The following is a 17,787-nucleotide window of genomic DNA, read 5'->3' as shown; positions in this document are numbered from 1 at the left end:
CCCCCCCACCGCCGGCCACCGGCCGGCTGCTTCTTCCTGCTTCTCCCCGCTTCGCCCTGCTTCTTCCTACTTCTTCGCCTTGCCGTCACCCTCGGAGTCCGACGACAGCACCGCGATGAAGGCGTCCTGCGGCACCTCCACGCTGCCGACCATCTTCATCCGCTTCTTGCCTTCCTTCTGCTTCTCCAGCAGCTTCCGCTTACGGGAGATGTCACCGCCGTAGCACTTGGCGAGGACGTCCTTGCGGATGGCGCGGACCGTCTCACGGGCGATGACCCGGCTGCCGATGGCGGCCTGGATCGGCACCTCGAAGTTCTGCCGCGGGATCAGCTCGCGCAGCTTGGCCACCAGCCGCACGCCGTACGCGTACGCCTTGTCCTTGTGCGTGATCGCGGAGAACGCGTCGACCTTGTCGCCGTGCAGCAGGATGTCGACCTTCACCAGGTCGGAGGTCTGCTCGCCGGTGGGCTCGTAGTCCAGCGAGGCGTAGCCGCGGGTCTTGGACTTGAGCTGGTCGAAGAAGTCGAAGACGACCTCGGCGAGCGGGAGGGTGTAGCGGATCTCGACCCGGTCCTCGGAGAGGTAGTCCATGCCGAGCAGGGTGCCGCGGCGGGTCTGGCACAGCTCCATGATCGCGCCGATGAACTCGCTCGGCGCCAGGATCGTGGCCCGCACGACCGGCTCATGGACCTTGTCGATCTTGCCGGTCGGGAACTCGCTCGGGTTGGTGACGATGTGCTCGCTGCCGTCCTCCATGTCCACGCGGTAGACCACGTTGGGCGCGGTGGCGATCAGGTCCAGGCCGAACTCGCGCTCCAGCCGCTCACGGACGACCTCCAGGTGCAGCAGGCCCAGGAAGCCGACGCGGAAACCGAAGCCCAGGGCGGCCGAGGTCTCCGGCTCGTAGACCAGCGCGGCGTCGTTGAGCTGGAGCTTGTCCAGCGCTTCGCGCAGCTCCGGGTAGTCCGAGCCGTCGAGCGGGTACAGCCCCGAGAACACCATCGGCTTGGGGTCCTTGTAGCCGCCCAGCGGCTGCTCGGCGCCCTTGGCGAGCTGGGTGATGGTGTCGCCGACCTTCGACTGCCGGACGTCCTTCACGCCGGTGATGAGGTACCCGACCTCGCCGACCGACAGGCCGTCCGCCGGCGTCATCTCCGGCGAGTTCGTACCGATCTCCAGCAGCTCGTGCGCGGCGCCGGTGGACATCATCTTGATCCGCTCGCGCCTGCCGAGCGTGCCGTCGACGACCTTCACGTACGTCACGACGCCGCGGTAGGCGTCGTAGACCGAGTCGAAGATCATCGCGCGCGCGGGGGCGTCCTTGACGCCGACCGGGGCCGGGACGTCGCGAACCACGCGGTTCAGCAGCTCGGGCACCCCGACGCCGGTCTTGGCGGAGACCTTCAGCACGTCCTCGGGCTCGCAGCCGACCAGGTTCGCCAGCTCGGCGGCGAACTTCTCGGGCTGCGCGGCCGGCAGGTCGATCTTGTTGAGGACGGGGATGATCGTGAGGTCGTTCTCCATCGCCAGGTAGAGGTTGGCGAGGGTCTGGGCCTCGATGCCCTGGGCGGCGTCGACGAGGAGGACGCAGCCCTCGCACGCGGCGAGGGAGCGCGACACCTCGTAGGTGAAGTCGACGTGGCCCGGGGTGTCGATCATGTTGAGGATGTGGGTCGTCCCGCTCCCCTCCTCGCCCTCGGACGGCGCCCAGGGAAGCCGGACCGCCTGGGACTTGATCGTGATGCCGCGCTCGCGCTCGATGTCCATCCGGTCCAGATACTGCGCGCGCATCTGCCGCTGGTCGACGACACCGGTGAGCTGGAGCATCCGGTCGGCGAGCGTCGACTTGCCGTGGTCGATGTGCGCGATGATGCAGAAGTTACGGAGGAGCGCCGGGTCGGTACGGCTCGGCTCCGGCACGTTCGTAGGGGTCGCGGGCACGCAGGATCCATTCAGTGAACGCGGTAGGCGGGACGGGGGTGTGTCATCTCGTGTCGGACGACGTCTCCCCCATCGTCCCATGAGCGACGGGGGTGGGGCGGTTTGGGCGTCCGCGGGGCGGCGGGCCGGTCCACCCGGACGCTGCGGCGGCGGGTCGGGCGGACGCTTCGGCGGCGGGCTGGGCCCGTCAGCAGCGGGCTGGACGGTGGCGGCCGGGGCGGTCTCGGTCGGGGTGGTCTCGGTCGAGGTGGTCTCAGTCGGGGTGGTCTTGGTCAGGCGGTCGGCCCGGGCGGCTGTGGTCCCCTTACTGGAATGCCGGCGGCCGGTGCCGGGATACCTGCGGTCCGTACCGGGATGCCCGTGGCCGGTAGCAGGGCGGGCGGGGCTGGTACGGGGCGTTACCGGGCCGTGTGCGGAGACGGTCGCCGGTTGGGGGCGGTCGCCGGTGCGATGGTGGTCCCCTGTCGGGAGCCGATCCAAGGTCCGCAGGCGGCCCCAAGCCCGGAACCCGGAGACGGCCCCGGTCCGGAGGCGGTCCGAAGCCCGGTTTGGGAGCCATAAACCCTGCTGGTAACCTGGTCCACTGCGCTTCGTGCCCTCTATCGTGCGCGGCGCACATCGAAACTCCAACGAACCTGAAAAGGCTCTTTCGTGGCGAACATCAAGTCCCAGATGAAGCGGATCAAGACCAACGAGAAGGCTCGTCAGCGCAACAAGGCTGTCAAGTCCTCTCTGAAGACCGCGCTCCGTCGCACCCGCGAGGCCGTCGAGGCCGGTGACCTGGAGAAGGCCACCGCCGCGCAGGCCCTGGCAGCCAAGAAGCTCGACAAGGCCGCCAGCAAGGGTGTCATCCACAAGAACGCCGCCGCCAACAAGAAGTCGGCGCTGGCCAAGAAGGTCGCCGGCCTCAAGGGCTGACTCTCTCTTCCTGACCGCACCAGCTGCGGTCACCCTGCCGCCAGGGACCCAGCGGCCCCTCTCACCGCTCCCTGACCGGTGCACCACCGCGCCGCACACGGCCTGCGTTCGCCACGCGGGTGCGGCGCACCCGGCTCGCTCGGCGGAATCGCCGAAGCAGCCACCCATGCTGGATACGGAAGCCCCGTCTCCGCCCCTCCCCGGGGCGAGGGCGGGGCTTTTCGCTGTGTGCGGCGGGGGGGACGCGGTGAGGGGGCGCTGGTGGCGCGGGCTGGGCTGGGCTGGCGTACGGGTCGCAGGGGCTGCGGGGAGAGGTGGGACGGCGTACAGGTCGGGCGCGCGACGGGCAGAGGCGGGACGGTATACGCCAGGGGCCCGGCGACACGGCTGCAGGGGGCTAGGGGGCTAGGGGGCTGGCGACATGGTCTGGGATATGGGCTCCCATCCCCGATATCGGGATACCTCCGAAGCGGGTTGACTGTCGACGATGTCCCGCTACGCTGCGGCCATGTCCAACACGGGGGACCAGAACAATCCCTACAACGCCCCGCCGCAGCCGAGCCCCTACGGCCCGGCTCCCGCGCCGCCGAACCCGCCGCCCGCCCAGCAGAATCCGTACGCGCCGCAGAACCCGCCGGCCGGGGCACCGCCTCAGGGGCCCGGCAATTACGGCTATCCGGCAGCCGGCGCCACCGGGACACCAGGAGCACCTGGAACACCGGGAATGCCCGGCATATCCGGGGTGCCCGGCGCACTCATAGGCACCGCGCCAGGCGCACCCACAGGCGCCGCGGGGGTACCCGGCCTGCCCGCAGGGGCCGCGGGGGTGCCCGGCATACACGGAGGGGCCCCGCTCGGCGGCGTTGCCGGCGGCACGGGCAGCGGCGTCTCCGGCTGGCTGTGGGCCCTCGGCGGTGCGGTCGCCGCCACCGCCATCGGGGCGTCCGTGATGTTCGCCACCGGCGGCTTCTCCTCGGAGCCCAGCCCCGACCTCAAGGGCTACGCGTACAAGAGCGACCTCTGCGCCGCCACGTCCATGACCCCCTTCGAGAACGCCCACTTCCAGACGAAGCCGAACAGCGGGACCACCGGCTCGACTTCGCCCGGATCGCCGACGGAGAACCCCCAGCACAGCGGCACCCAGCAGCCGTCGATGGACTCGATGTGGTGCAACGTCACGCTGACGCCGGACGCCGCCGGGACCACCGGCTACTCCTCGACCTGGCTCTACAACGCCGTCACGCTGCACAAGAAGTCCGACCCGGCCCCGGAGTTCGCGGACAACTACCGCTCCTGGGAGAAGCAGGAGGCGTCGGTCCGCTACAAGGTCGAGTCCGTACCGGGCATCGGCGACGAGGCGTATCTGGTCACCCGCGACGACGCCTCCAACAACAACGGTTCCTACGTCATCCTCGCCGTCCGCGACGGCTGGCTGACCTACCAGTCGACCTGGTCCAGCTATACGTCGAGCACCGCCACCAACAAGCCGCCGACCACCGACCAGATCACCACGATGCTCGAAACCAGCGCCAAGGACACGCTGCGCCGGCTGAAGGGGTGAGCGCCGGCGGGCAGGCCGGGTAGCGCGCGGGCCGGGGCAACCCGGCTGCGGGCGCGGCCGGTTGGGGCCCGCAGCCGAGTCGCCCGTCATGGGGCAGGAGCGGCTGGGGCTTGTGGTGGAGGTCCGACATGGGCCCGTCGTGAGTGACTGTGAGGGGACCCGTGGGTGGGGCCTGCGCCTGGAGCCTGTGGATGGGACCCATGAGTTGGGCCTGTGGGTGGGGGCCTGCGGGGAGGTCGTCGGCACCATGCGACCGCCGCCACATGCGGCGCCAGCCCCATCCGCACGCCCGCACGCCCGCACGCCGCAACGCTGTCGGGCGCCGCCTTCGGCTCTCCCCGCCGCCCGCCTCCCCTAACGCCGGGACCGGGCCGCCCGGGCGATCGCCACCACGGCCTTCTCCAGGGCGTATTCGGGATCGTCCCCGCCGCCCTTCACCCCCGCGTCGGCCGCGGCCACCGCGCGCAGCGCCGTCGCGACACCGTCCGCCGACCAGCCGCGCATCTGCTGCCGGACCCGGTCGATCTTCCACGGCGGCATCCCCAGCTCGCGAGCAAGGTCACCGGGGCGGGCACCGCGCGGTGCGGAGGCGAGCTTGCCGATGGCCCGGACGCCCTGGGCCAGCGCGCTGGTGATCATGACCGGGGCGACACCGGTCGCGATCGCCCAGCGCAGCGCCTCCAGCGCCTCGGCAGCCCGGCCTTCCACCGCCCGGTCGGCGACCGTGAAGCTCGACGCCTCGGCCCGGCCCGTGTAGTACCGCGCCACGACCGCGTCATCGATCGTGCCCTCGACGTCGGCGGCCAGCTGCGAGCACGCCGACGCCAGCTCCCGCAGATCGCTGCCGATCGCGTCGACCAGCGCCTGGCACGCCTCCGGCGTCGCCGAACGCCCGGCCGCCCGGAACTCACCGCGGACGAACGCGAGCCGGTCGGCCGGCTTGGTCATCTTGGGGCAGGCCACCTCACGCGCCCCGGCCTTACGGGCCGCGTCCAGCAGGCCCTTGCCCTTGGCCCCGCCGGCATGCATCAGCACCAGAGTGATCTCCTCGGCGGGCGAGCCGAGATACGCCTTGACGTCCTTGATGGTGTCCGCGGACAGGTCCTGGGAGTTCCGCACCACCACGACCTTGCGCTCGGCGAAGAGCGAGGGGCTCGTCAGCTCGGCGAGGGTGCCGGGCTGGAGCTGATCCGAGCTGAGGTCGCGCACATCGGTGTCCGCGTCGGCCGCCCGGGCAGCTGCCACCACCTGCTGCATCGCGCGATCGAGCAGCAGGTCTTCCTGGCCCACCGCGATCGTGACGGGGGCAAGGGGGTCCCCCCCGTTCGAGCGGAGCCGAGAACTCGGGGGAGGATCGTCGTTAGCTGTCTTCCTGGCCATCGCGTCCCAGCATCCCACGCCCCACTGACATCGCCTCCCGCACCGCAGCCCGTCTGCACCGCAGCCCGTCTGCACCCAGGCCCGTCTGCACCGCGGCCCGCCCGTACCGCGGACCGTCTGTACCGCGGACCGGTCGCACAGCCGCCCGGCCGCGCTCCGGCCCGCCTCCCGGAACGCCGTACCGCTCCCCGACAATGGTCCGGTGAACGACACACATCACCTGCGCCACGTCCTCGTCCTCCCCGACCGCGACGCCGCGGAAGAGGTAGCCGAGGCGCTGACCGAACGCTTCGGCGTCGCCGAGGCACCCCAGCTCGTACGGGACGCGCTGGCCGGCGAGGACGACGCCGAGGACGCGCAGTGGCTGGTGGTCGTCGAGGACCCGGAGGCCGCCTACGACGCGGACCGCCTGGACGGCCTCGCCGCCGAGTACGAGGGCTGGCGCGAGGAAGAGTGACGACCGGCGGCAGCCCGGACACCCGCCACCGAGCGCCGGGGGCGGCGCTCCCTGCCCCGATCACCTCTGCCGACGGGGGGCCTCCCCCTCCCCCCGCCCCCGCCCTTCCTTGAGCTCCCTGTCTCCGGCCTCCGCTCTCCCCACCGCTGCTGCTGCTACTCCTGCTTCTACCTCTGCCTCTACTTCTGCCTCTACTTCTGCCTCTACTTCTGGTCGTTACCGGTAAACGTGGTGACAACGGGCTCCCTGTCCAGCGAGATGCCGAAGTGGCTGCGATAGGCGGACAGCACCCCGGCCGCGCCCAGTTCACGTTCCTCGCGCGCACCATCGGCCCCGGTGACCAGCAGCGTACGGCCGGAGAGCGTGACCCGGCCGGTCTCGGTCAGCCGCGAGCAGACCAGCGACTGGGTGAAGTGCGACCGGGGCGAGGTGCGGTTCCACCAGCAGCCGACCTCGAAGTCCGCGAGCGCCCGGGGGCGTTGCTCGACCCTGTACTGCGGAACCCCGTCCCGCAGAACGTCCAGATCCCCCTCGTCGGTCTCCTCGATACGGAAAACGCCCCCCGGGTCCGCCTGGTCCTCCCGGCTGTCCAGCCGCAGCGGATAGTGGCTGTGCCTGCCGAAACCGACATCCGCGAGCCACGGCCCGGTCGGAGTCCGCACCCGCAACGCCAGGTGGTCATACGGAATCCCGATTCCGTCGGGTCCGAACACCCGCGCCGACAACAGTGCGACCTCGTAGCCGAGCGCCCGGAGCAGTACCGCGAAGGCGCCGTTGAGTTCGTAGCAGAACCCGCCCCGCCGCGCCCCGACGATCTTCTCCAGCAGTGGGCCCTCCGCGAGCACGACCTCCTCGCCGAGATGGATCGAGAGGTTCTCGAACGGCACGGCCCGCAGATGGCTCAGATGCAGCTTCCGCAGCGCTTCGGCATCCGGAACGGCGGGCCGGTCGGCACCTATCCGCCGGAGATACCGCAGAGACGCAGCGGTCGCGCCGGGCGCCCCAGGCTCACCGGCCACGCCTGTCGCACTCCTGTCGTCGAGCACACCGGTCACGCCTATCGCGCCCCTGCCGTCGGGCACACCGGTCGCACCTATCGCACCCCTGCCGTCGGGTGCCTCGGTGACGGCCGTCGAATCCGTGGGGTGGATGGGGTCGATGGGGTCGATGCGGTTGATGCGGTTGATGGGATCGATGGGGTCGGCGTTCATCAGAAGTGTGTCCTCTCCATCGGATATGCGTCCTCTCCATGATGGAACGGGCGCCGAGGCGGGGTCGGCGGCCGGCTTCTTCCCTGGCCGATGGTCCCGGCGGCGGCGACGCCTGGCGGAGCCCGCCTGGCGCCGGGAACGGCGTCTGCTGACCACCGCGGACAGCTTGGCCGGGGTGCCCAGGACCGCGAGGGCCCCGTCGGTGTCGGTGCGCAGTACCCGGGCGCCCTGGCCACGCAGCGCCGCGATCGTGCGGGACGCCGGATGCCCGTACGGATTTCCGGCACCGCAGGAGATCAGCGCCAGCCGCGGCGCCAGGCGGTGTATCAACTGGGGGTCCTGATAGGCGGATCCGTGGTGCGCCACCTTGAGGACGTCGACCGCGGGCAGCTCGGGATGAGCGGCCAACAGGGCTTGCTGGGCTCCCGGTTCGAGATCACCGAGCAGCAGCACGGTCAGACCGCCCGCACGGACGAGCAGGGTGACGCTGGCGTCGTTGGGGCCGGTGAGCCCAGCGGTGCCGGGTGCCGCGCCGGTGACGCGCGATGCCACGGGTACCAGTGGGGGCACCGGCCGTGGGGGCATGGGCGGTGAGAGAACCGGCGACAGCGGGACCGGCGGGGGCGGGACCGGCGGGGGCGGGACCGGCGGGGCGAACGGCGCGGGCGGCCAGAGCACTTCCCAGGCCAGCGTGCCCAGGCGGCGCCGCTCCCCCGGTACGGCGACGATCACCGGAACCCGCGCGTCCGCCGCCGCCCGACGCACGGACCGGACCTGGCTGTACGGTTCCTGGAGCGACGTGGTCTCGATCGCCCCGACCGAACGGCCGCGCAACACCCCTGGAAGTCCGTCCACATGGTCGGCGTGAAAATGCGTCAGAACCAGGAGCGGGATGCGCCGGACGCCGAGTTCGCTCAGGCAGCGGTCGATGGCGCGCGGGTCGGGCCCGGTGTCCACCACGAGTGCCGTACCGTCCCCGGCGGCCAGCACCAGGCCGTCGCCCTGCCCGACGTCGCAGGCCACCATCCGCCAGCCCGGCGGCGGCCAGCCGGTCAGGATGCGGGTGAGCGGCACCGGACGGCACACCGCCAGGACGAGGGCCAGCGCACACAGCACGCAGAGCCAGGGCCGGCGCAGCGCCCGGCGGCCGACCGCCAACAGCACCACGGAGGCGGCGGCGAGCGACAGCCCGCCCGCCCAGCCGCCCGGCCAGGCGAACTCCGCCCCCGGCAGCGCCGCTCCCGTGCGCGCGACCCAGGCGATCCACCCGGCCGGCCAGCCCGCACACCACGCCAGCCCCTGAGCGAGCGGGAGGGCGACGGGGGCGGCGGCGAGGGCCGCGAAGCCGAGGATCGTGGCGGGGGCCACGGCCAGCTCGGCAAGCAGGTTGCAGGGCACCGCGACCAGCCCCACCCGCGCCGCGATGACCGCGATCACCGGGGAACAGACCACCTGGGCGGCCGCCGCGGCGGCGATCACCTCGGCGAGCCGGGGCGGCACCCGGCGCCGCCGGAGGGCGTCGCTCCACCGCGGGGCGAGCAGCAGCAGCGCGCCGGTCGCCAGGACGGAGAGCAGAAATCCGTAACTCCGGGCAAGCCGGGGGTCGTAGAGGACAAGCAGCAGGACGGCGGCGGCCAGCGCGGGAAGCAGCGAACGCCGTCGGCCGGTGCCGATCGCCAGCAGCGTGATCAGCCCGCAGGCGGCGGCTCGCAGCACGCTCGGGTCCGGGCGGCATACGACCACGAACATCAGGGCGAGCCCGCCACCGACGAGGGCGGTACCGCGCAGCGAGAGTCCCAGGCGCCGTGCCAGCCCGCGGCGTTCGGCCCTGGCCGCCAGATGTGGTGGGCCGATCAGGAGGGTGAGCACGATCGTCAGGTTGCTGCCGGAGACGGCGAGCAGATGCGTCAGATCGGTGGCCCGAAAGGCGTCGTCGAGGTCCTGTGGCACACGGGAGGTGTCGCCCACGACGAGGCCGGGCAGCAGCGCCCTGGCATCCGGACGCAGGCCCTCGGTGGCTTCCCGGAGCCCGGCACGCAGCTTCCCGGCCAGTCGCTGGAGGGCGGACGGCGAGCCGACCGTGCGCGGCGGCCCGTAGGCGGTGATCCGCAGCACCGCGGCGACCGGCTCGGCCGACGACAGCGGCGGTACGGCACGGGCCGCCACCCGGATACGCGTCGAGGGCAGCAGCCCACGCCACTCCGGCAACGCCCCGCCGGATCCCTCGGCCCGTCCTCCCGTCTCCGGCGCGTACGGGACACCGGCCGGGCCGCCACCCGCGGACGCCCGGCCTCCCGCACCCCGTTCTCCAGAGCCATCCCCCGCCCCCTGCCCGGCCTCTCCCTCTTCCCCTTCCCTTGAATCGTCCCCGGCACCGTGTCCCGAGCCTTTCCGTGCATCGTGCTGCTGGACGACGGCGAGCACCGGGGTGCGGACGGCGGTGACCGACCCGTCCGGTGCCATGACGCGGACGGCGTCGGCGGTGAACACCAGGGACGGCGGCGTGCGTTGCGAACCACGCACCTTGGGCCGGGTCATCCGTGGGTCGCCGGTCAGCTCCAGCTCCACGGTGAGCCGGGCATTCCGCTGTGCCCAGATCGGCAGCGGACCGCTCCGTGCCTCCGCCGCGTACAGCGCCGCGGACGCCGCCCCCGCCGCGGCGCACAGCAGCACCGCCGCCACGGCGACGAGCGCCCCCGCGGACCAGATGCGAGCCGGGCGCGAGCGGACCGTCGTCCGGTCCTCGCCCACCGCGGACGGGCCTTCCCTGACCTTCGCCCTCCACAGAGCGCAGGCCGCGAGCGCCACCGCCACCGCACAGGCCACGGCCACGCCGCTGCCCGGCGCGTCCAGGCAGATCGCGGCAGCCGCCCAGGCGGCCAGCGCCGGTGCCACCAGCCGGAGGTCGGCCGGGCCGGGCTGCCGCCGCTCCGACAGGTCCGCCGGGTCGCGATCGGCGGGCACGGGGCCAGGCGTGGCATCTACGCGGTCAGCCGGATCACGGGTGGTCGTCATGGCTCCACCAGAGGGCGCAGGTCGGCAAGCCGCCGATCACCGATACCGGGCACCTGACGGAGCTGGTCCACGGAGGTGAACCCGCCGTGCCGGGTACGGAATTCGATGATGCGGCGGGCGAGGGCGGGCCCCACCCCGGGAAGGGCGTCGAGCTGCTGCTCCGTAGCCGTACCGAGACTCACCGGCCCGCCCGCACCACCACCCTGCGGCCCGCCCCCAGAGCCACCACCACCCACACCGCCGGCCCCACCGCCGGCGGTGCCGCCGCCCTCCTCACCGACCACGATCTGCTCGCCGTCGGTCAGCAGCCGCGCCCGGTTCAGCCCGCGGGTGCTCGCGCCGTGCAGCACTCCGCCCGCGGCATCCAGTGCATCGATCACCCGCGCCCCCGCCGGCAACCGGTGAATCCCCGGATGCTCCACCTTCCCCACGACATCGACGACCACCATCCGACCGGCCGCGCCCGGCGGCCCGCCCGTAACGGAGGCAGCGGACGCACCGTTCGCCGCCGACGGCAGCCGGGACGACGAACGTCCACCGGGGCCGGGCACCGCGGGCGCGGCCCGCTCGGCGGTCGGGGCACCCACCGGCTCGGGTCGCGCGGCCCAGAAGTGCTGAACGGCGAAGCCCACCGCCACCACGAGCACCAGGGCCAGCGCGGCAAGCGCCTTGGGGTCCGTGCCGCACCTCAACTGCACCCACAGCGGCAGCCGTTCCCGTACGGCGGGCCACACCCGCCCCGGCCGCCGCACGCCCGGCGGATCGTGCTCACGCGGCGGCGGCGCACGATGGGCATGCGGTGGACCCACCCCGCCGCCCCGCCCCGTGTGCGCATCCGTATCGGCAGCGCCCCACGTTTCGGCAGCACCCTGCGTATCGGCCACGCCGGGAGCACCGGCAGTGTCATGAGGGCTGGCGGCCGCACGAGGACCGGCACCGGGTCGCGCGTCGGCGTCAGCGTCAGCGTCAGCGTCAGCGTCAGCGGGCGCATTGTTGCCGCCGGCCGAATCCGCGTCCGCTCCCGCGACTGTCGGCGCCTCCGCTTCCGGCTCCGGCTCCCCACCGAAGATCGCGGCGGCACGCACCCGCATGCGCTCCCGCTTCCATTCCCTCAGTCGCTCCCGCTCCCGCCGCCCTCGCATGGACGGAACGACCGAGAAGGAGGGAGCGGGGGAGGGAAGAACAGCGGAAGGACCGGAGGAAGGACCGGAGGAAGGACCGGAGGAAGGACCGGAGGAGGGGACGGAGGAGGGGACGGAGGAGGAGATCGCGGAAGGGAAGGAAGCCCGCCACGGAGCTGACGAAGAAACGGATGGAGAAGCGGATGAAGAGGCGGACGGGGAGACTGACGAAGACGCAGATCGGAGAGTGCTCATAGCTCTCGACGGTAAGCACAGCGCGCGCATCTCGCCGATCTGCGTCAAATACCGTGGATAACTACCGAGTTATGGATAACTCCGTCACCCTCACGGGCAAGCGCAGTCGACGCCGGACGCGCCTGCCGCGTCCCTCACCTCGGTGACACCACAGCCCCCAACAGCCCGGGACCCGTGTGCGCGCCGATCACCGCGCCGACCTCGCTCACATGGAGTTCGTTCAGCCCCGGCACCCGCTCCCGCAGCCGCTGGGCCAGCGCGTCCGCGCGCTCCGCCGCCGCGAGATGGTGGACGGCGATATCGACCTGGCCCTCCCCCGCCCGCTCCGCGGCGATCTCCTCCAGCCGTGCGATGGCCTTGGACGCCGTACGGACCTTCTCCAGCAATTCGATCCGCCCGTCGGCGAGTTGGAGGATTGGCTTCACGGCGAGCGCCGAGCCGAGCAGCGCCTGCGCCGCGCCGATCCGGCCGCCGCGCCGCAGATAGTCGAGGGTGTCGACGTAGAAGTAGGCGGAGGTACCCGCGGCGCGCTTCTCCGCCGCGGCCACCGCGTCGTCCGCGTCCCCGCCGCCCTCCACCGCCTCCGCAGCGGCCAGGGCACAGAACCCGAGCGCCATCGCCACCATCCCGGTGTCCACGACCCGTACCGGCACGGGGGCGTCCTTCGCCGCGAGCACCGCCGCGTCGTAGGTGCCGGAGATCTCCGAGGAGAGATGGAGCGAAACGATGCTGCCCGCCCCCTCCGCCGCGATCGCGCGGTAGGTTTCGGCGAACACCGTGGGGCTCGGCCGCGAGGTCGTCACGGGCCGGCGCTTCTGGAGCGCCTGTGCGACGGATCTCGCGGAGATCTCGGTGCCCTCCTCCAGGGCCTGGTCCCCCAGGACGACGGTCAGCGGTACGGCCGTGATGCGGTGGCGCTCGATAGCCGTCCGCGGCAAGTAGGCCGTGGAATCGGTGACGATCGCGACATGGCGGGACATGACTGGGAGATTATCCGGGGATCCGAACGCCCGACAGTCCGGGCCCCTCCCCAAGATCTTCCAGGTTTCACCAAGGCTCTGCCAAGACCCCATGGCCCACCGGCCGTCGAGCCGACGGCCACCGGCAGGAGACCGGGTGTAACGGCGATCCCCGGACCGCCGCTTTCAACGTTTGGCGCTCTTCTTCCCCCTCCCCCCGACCCACCCACCCCCACCCCACTCCACCCCGCCCCACCAGAGCCTCAAGGCTCAGAAACACAGAGGGCCTCAGAAACACGAAAGCACGGAGCACGGATGCGCAGAAGCGCAGAAGCGCAGAAGCGCAGAAGCACAGCTACGCAGAAGCACACAGGCGCAGAGCCTCAGAACCCCAGAACCCCAGAACCCCCGACACCTCCAAGGCCCGGAATCACGAGGACCCGGAATCACGGGGGCCCGGGAGCCCGGACGTCGCGAAGCTCACAACGCCAGGCGGTCCGTGTCCCGCCGTCCCTCCGCGCGTCAGGTCTTCTCCCGCTGGGTCTCGTCCCGCAGGGTCTTCTCCCACGGATACGACCGCTGGGTACGCGGATCCCGGGCGGTGATCGCCGGGGCCTCCTCCCCCGAGGGCCCCCATGAGTAGGCCCCACCGGCTCCACCGACAGCGCCGGCGCCCGAACCGGCTGCCGCACCGCGTATGGAACCGGAACCGGAACCGGAGTCGGAATCAGAGTCAGAGTCAGAGCCGGAGCCGGAACCCGCACCGGAACCCGCTACGGAACCGGCCCCCGATCCCGTCCGCGCGGGCCCGCTCTCCGGGGCGTCCGCCGTCCAGTGCCGCAGTGCGCCCACCTCCACGTCGATCTGGTCGCTCAGCGCCGACAGGTCGTCGTCGGCGAACTTGCGGGCCCGGTCACAGGCGGCCCAGCGCAGCGACTCCGCGGAGTGGGTGATCCGCTCCATGCGCTCCCGGAGTTCGGGGAGCCGGGCCGCGATGGCGGCCTTGTCGGGCTCCCGCTCCAGTCGCCGCAGCTCGTCGTCCAGTTCGCGGCCGTGGGCGCTGAGCCGCTCGAAGAGGCCGACCGCCTCGCTGAGCGAGGCGTCGTCCGAGGAGCCGGTGCGCAGCACTTCCTGGGTGGACCGCATGGACGTCCGCAGGGACAGCCGCAGTTGTGCCAGCTCGCCGACCACACCGGGCTGGGTGAACTGACGGGCGCGCAGGGTGGTGTCCTCGACCGTTCGGCGGGCCTGGGCGACCTTGCGGTCCACCCCGCGCTTGGCCGCCTGCACCGCCTTGACCGTGAGGAACACCCCGGCCGCCACGAACAGCACGAAGAGCAACCCGATGACGGCGACAGCGGCTTCCATGGACGCTCCCCAGAGGTGTCGGCGGCGCCGACTCCGCGTCGGCGCCCGTACCTCCACGGTAAACGCCCAGGGCAGGTCAAGGGTTCCGAACGAACCCCCAACCTGCCCGTAGGGGAAAGCCCCTAGATCGATGGTGGCGCACTCCGAGGCGGGGCCGTTCCGGACTGCGTTCCCGCAGGTCAGCCGCCGGACGGGGCCCGGAGGGCCGGAGCCGTGGACGGCGACCGGCCACACGCCGGCCGAGCGGCGGCCGGCCACCGGTCGGCGTCGGCGGGCCACCCGGTCGGCCACCCGGCGACCTCTCGCCCACCGGTGCCCGGCCGCCGGCACTCACCGGCCGGCGACCCGCTACGTCAGCTCCTCGTCCAGCCCCTCGACCAGCTTCGCGTCCAGTCCCTCGACGGGTTTCGCGTCCGGTCCCTCGACCGGTTTCGCGTCGACTTCCTCGTCCAGTGTGCCGGCGCCCGCTACGCCGGAACGATGTTCACCAGCTTCGGCGCCCGGACGATCACCTTACGGATGCCCGCGCCGCCCAGCGCCGCGACCACCGCCGGCTCCGCCAGCGCGGCGGCCTCCAGGTCCGCGTCGGAGATCGACGGCGCGACCTCCAGCCGGGCCTTGACCTTGCCCTTGATCTGGACGACGCAGGTGACGGCCTCGTCGACCACGAACGCCGGGTCGGCCACCGGGAAGTCCGCGTGCACCACCGAGTCGGTGTGGCCCAGCTTGCGCCACAGCTCCTCGGCGATGTGCGGGGCCAGCGGGGCGATCAGCAGCACCAGCTGCTCCGCGACGGTGCGCGGGACCGGGCCTCCCGCCTTCGTCAGGTGGTTGTTCAGCTCAGTGATCTTGGCGATGGCGGTGTTGAAGCGCAGGTTCGCCATGTCCTGGGTGACACCGTCGATCGCCTTGTGCAGCGCTCGCAGCGTGGCCTCGTCCGGCTCGGTGTCGGCGACGGTGGCCGCACCGGTCGCCTCGTCCACGACGTTGCGCCACAGCCGCTGCAGCAGGCGGTACTGGCCGACCACGGCGCGGGTGTCCCAGGGGCGGGAGACGTCCAGCGGGCCCATCGCCATCTCGTACAGGCGCAGGGTGTCCGCGCCGTACTCGACGCAGATCTCATCCGGCGTGACGGCGTTCTTCAGGGACTTGCCCATCTTGCCCAGCAGTCGGGAGACCTTGCCGCCCTCGTAGTAGAAGACGCCTCCGTCGTGCTCCTGGACCTCGGCCGCCGGGACGGCGATACCGCGGGTGTCCCGGTAGACGTACGCCTGGATCATGCCCTGGTTGTACAGCTTGTGGAACGGCTCCGCGGACGAGACGTGCCCCAGGTCGTGCAGCACCTTGGACCAGAAGCGGGCGTACAGCAGGTGCAGTACGGCGTGCTCGGCGCCGCCCACGTACAGGTCGACACCGCCGTGCGGTTGGCCCTCACGCGGGCCCATCCAGTACTGCTCGACGTCCGGGTCGACCAGTGCGGCGTCGTTGTTCGGGTCCAGGTAGCGCAGCTCGTACCAGCACGAACCCGCCCAGTTGGGCATGGTGTTGGTCTCGCGGCGGTAGCGTCGCACCCCGCGGCCGTCGCCCAGGTCCAGCTCGACGTCGACCCAGTCCTCATTACGGGACAGCGGGGTCTCGGGCCGGGTGTCAGCGTCGTCCGGGTCGAAGGTGCGCGGCGAGTAGTCGTCGACCTCGGGCAGTTCCAGCGGCAGCATCGAGACGGGCAGCGGGTGCGCCACGCCGTCCTCGTCGTAGACGATCGGGAACGGCTCGCCCCAGTAGCGCTGGCGGCTGAACAGCCAGTCGCGCAGCCGGAAGTTGACGGTGCCCTCGCCGATGCCGCCGGCGGTCAGCCAGTCGGTGATCTTCGCCTTGGCCTCGGCCACGCCCAGGCCGTCCAGCGAGATGGTGTCGTGGGACGAGTTGACCAGCTTCGCGTCGTACGAGCCGAACGCGTCGTCCCAGGCGGCGGGGTCGGTGCCGCGGCCGTCGGTGGGCTCGACGACGCAGCGCATCGGCAGTTCGAAGGCGCGGGCGAAGGCGAAGTCGCGGGCGTCGTGGGCCGGGACGGCCATGATCGCGCCGGTGCCGTAGCCCATCAGGACGTAGTCGGCGATGAAGACCGGGACCCGCTCGCCGCTGACCGGGTTGGTGGCGTGGACGCCGGTGAAGACACCGGTCTTGTCCTTGGCCTCGGCCTGCCGCTCGACGTCCGACTTGGCGGCGGCCTGCTTGCGGTAGGCGGCGACGGCCTCCGCGGGGGTGGCGTGGCCGCCGGTCCACACGTCGTGGGTGCCCTCGGGCCAGGCGTCGGGAACGATGGAGCCGGTGCCGTCGTCGGAGCCGGCGATCAGCGGGTGCTCCGGGGCCAGCACCATGTAGGTCGCGCCGAACAACGTGTCCTGGCGGGTGGTGAAGACGGTGATCTTGTCATCGCCGGCGGGGAAGTCGACCCGGGCGCCCTCGGAGCGGCCGATCCAGTTGCGCTGCTGCAGCTTGATGGCCTCCGGCCAGTCCAGCGCGTCCAGGTCGTTCAGCAGCCGGTCGGCGTAGGCGGTGATGCGCATGTTCCACTGGCGCAGCTTGGACTTGAAGACCGGGTAGTTGCCGCGCTCGGAGCGGCCCTCGGCGGTGACCTCCTCGTTGGCCAGCACGGTGCCCAGTCCGGGGCACCAGTTGACCGGCGCGTCCGAGGCGTACGCCAGGCGGTACCCGCCCAGGACGTCGGCCCGCTCGATCGGGCTCAGTTCGCTCCAGGGGCGGCCGTCGGGCGTCTGCCGGGTGCCGGCCTCGAACTGGGCGACCAGGGTGTCGATCGGACGGGCCGCGTCCGCGTCGGGGTCGTACCAGGAGTTGAAGATCTGCAGGAAGATCCACTGGGTCCACTTGTAGTACGCCGGGTCGATCGTCTCGATCGAGCGGCGCTGGTCGTGGCCCAGGCCCAGCCGGCGCAGCTGGCGCCGCATGTTGACGATGTTGGCCTCGGTGGAGACCCGCGGGTGGGTGCCGGTCTGGACCGCGTACTGCTCGGCCGGCAGCCCGAACGCGTCGAAGCCCAGGGTGTGCAGGACGTTGTGGCCCGTCATGCGCTGGTGGCGGGCGTAGACGTCGGTGGCGATGAAGCCCAGGGGGTGGCCGACGTGCAGCCCCGCCCCCGAGGGGTAGGGGAACATGTCCATGATGAACTTCTTGGGACGGGCCACCAGCTCGGCGTCGCCGGCCAGGCCGCCCTTCGGGTTCGGGGCCTCGTAGGTGCCGGCCGCCTCCCAGAAGTCCTGCCAGCGTGCCTCGATGTCGGCGGCCAGCGCGGCCGTATAGCGGTGCGGCGCTGCCACCTCGGCAGCCGAAGTCGTCTCGCTCATCGTCCTCAAAGCTCCATCGATCGTCTCTGCCTGCGGCTGCTGCGGACACGGTTCCTGCCGAAACAAAAATGCCCCTCACACAGGAGGGGACGCCGCGCCGATGCCGATCCGGGCGGCCACAGCAGATGGCCCGGTCGGGACTGAGTCAGCGCGGCCCGCTAAGCAGAGGGCGTACGGCACACATGGCGCCAGGGTACCGCAGCGGCAACGGGGCCCGCGCCCGGGTTTCCCCGGCGCGG

Annotated in this window: 10 protein-coding genes and 2 pseudogenes; 4 read left to right on the top strand and 8 right to left on the bottom strand. The window is 72.0% G+C overall.

Features of this window, described 5'->3' with window-relative positions; translation table 11 throughout:
* Window positions 1-66: 66 nt before the first annotated feature.
* Window positions 67-1,941, bottom strand: coding sequence for a translation elongation factor 4 (gene lepA, locus ACO1BR_RS13470; protein ID WP_426795287.1), 1,875 nt, complete (start codon window positions 1,939-1,941; stop codon window positions 67-69).
* Window positions 1,942-2,592: 651 nt separating this feature from the next.
* Between lepA and rpsT the strand changes: the two genes are divergently transcribed.
* On the top strand, window positions 2,593-2,859 hold the full coding sequence (gene rpsT / locus ACO1BR_RS13465; RefSeq protein ID WP_426795286.1) for a 30S ribosomal protein S20: 267 nt from the start codon (window positions 2,593-2,595) through the stop codon (window positions 2,857-2,859).
* 508 nt (window positions 2,860-3,367) lie between these two features.
* A complete protein-coding gene (locus ACO1BR_RS13460) occupies window positions 3,368-4,420 on the top strand; it encodes a collagen-like triple helix repeat-containing protein (RefSeq protein ID WP_426795285.1) in 1,053 nt (350 codons plus the stop codon).
* A gap of 354 nt (window positions 4,421-4,774) precedes the next feature.
* On the opposite strand, the gene holA is transcribed toward ACO1BR_RS13460, so the two are convergent.
* Window positions 4,775-5,800: a DNA polymerase III subunit delta gene (gene holA, locus ACO1BR_RS13455; RefSeq protein WP_426795284.1), complete on the bottom strand. Its 1,026-nt coding sequence runs from the start codon at window positions 5,798-5,800 to the stop codon at window positions 4,775-4,777.
* Between the two features lie 202 nt (window positions 5,801-6,002).
* Here holA and ACO1BR_RS13450 point away from each other — a divergent pair, with 202 nt between their 5' ends.
* Window positions 6,003-6,257, top strand: coding sequence for a hypothetical protein (locus ACO1BR_RS13450; protein ID WP_426795283.1), 255 nt, complete (start codon window positions 6,003-6,005; stop codon window positions 6,255-6,257).
* A gap of 203 nt (window positions 6,258-6,460) precedes the next feature.
* Here the strand turns inward: ACO1BR_RS13450 and ACO1BR_RS13445 are convergent.
* From ACO1BR_RS13445 to ACO1BR_RS13435, 3 genes and pseudogenes are all read right to left on the bottom strand, one after another.
* Window positions 6,461-7,171: pseudogene (locus ACO1BR_RS13445) on the bottom strand (arylamine N-acetyltransferase family protein); the annotation flags it as partial.
* A 462-nt stretch (window positions 7,172-7,633) separates the two neighbouring features.
* Window positions 7,634-10,351: pseudogene (locus tag ACO1BR_RS13440) on the bottom strand (ComEC/Rec2 family competence protein); the annotation flags it as partial.
* A 128-nt stretch (window positions 10,352-10,479) separates the two neighbouring features.
* Window positions 10,480-11,235 carry a ComEA family DNA-binding protein gene (locus ACO1BR_RS13435; RefSeq protein ID WP_426795282.1) on the bottom strand — a complete coding sequence of 252 codons (756 nt, stop codon included), beginning with the start codon at window positions 11,233-11,235 and terminating at the stop codon, window positions 10,480-10,482.
* 388 nt (window positions 11,236-11,623) lie between these two features.
* Here ACO1BR_RS13435 and ACO1BR_RS13430 point away from each other — a divergent pair, with 388 nt between their 5' ends.
* A complete protein-coding gene (locus ACO1BR_RS13430; protein ID WP_426795281.1) occupies window positions 11,624-11,920 on the top strand; it encodes a hypothetical protein in 297 nt (98 codons plus the stop codon).
* A 73-nt stretch (window positions 11,921-11,993) separates the two neighbouring features.
* On the opposite strand, the gene ACO1BR_RS13425 is transcribed toward ACO1BR_RS13430, so the two are convergent.
* The 3 genes from ACO1BR_RS13425 to ACO1BR_RS13415 form a co-directional block, all read right to left on the bottom strand.
* Window positions 11,994-12,839 carry a DegV family protein gene (locus tag ACO1BR_RS13425; RefSeq protein ID WP_426795280.1) on the bottom strand — a complete coding sequence of 282 codons (846 nt, stop codon included), beginning with the start codon at window positions 12,837-12,839 and terminating at the stop codon, window positions 11,994-11,996.
* A gap of 501 nt (window positions 12,840-13,340) precedes the next feature.
* A complete protein-coding gene (locus ACO1BR_RS13420; RefSeq protein ID WP_426795279.1) occupies window positions 13,341-14,186 on the bottom strand; it encodes a hypothetical protein in 846 nt (281 codons plus the stop codon).
* A 467-nt stretch (window positions 14,187-14,653) separates the two neighbouring features.
* Complete coding sequence (locus ACO1BR_RS13415) at window positions 14,654-17,548, bottom strand: leucine--tRNA ligase (protein WP_426795278.1); 2,895 nt, start codon at window positions 17,546-17,548, stop codon at window positions 14,654-14,656.
* Window positions 17,549-17,787: the final 239 nt, after the last annotated feature.

The organism is Streptomyces sp. YGL11-2 (genome assembly GCF_050054615.1).
Classification (GTDB): domain Bacteria; phylum Actinomycetota; class Actinomycetes; order Streptomycetales; family Streptomycetaceae; genus Streptomyces.
This window is presented reverse-complemented; position numbering and strand designations above follow the sequence as displayed.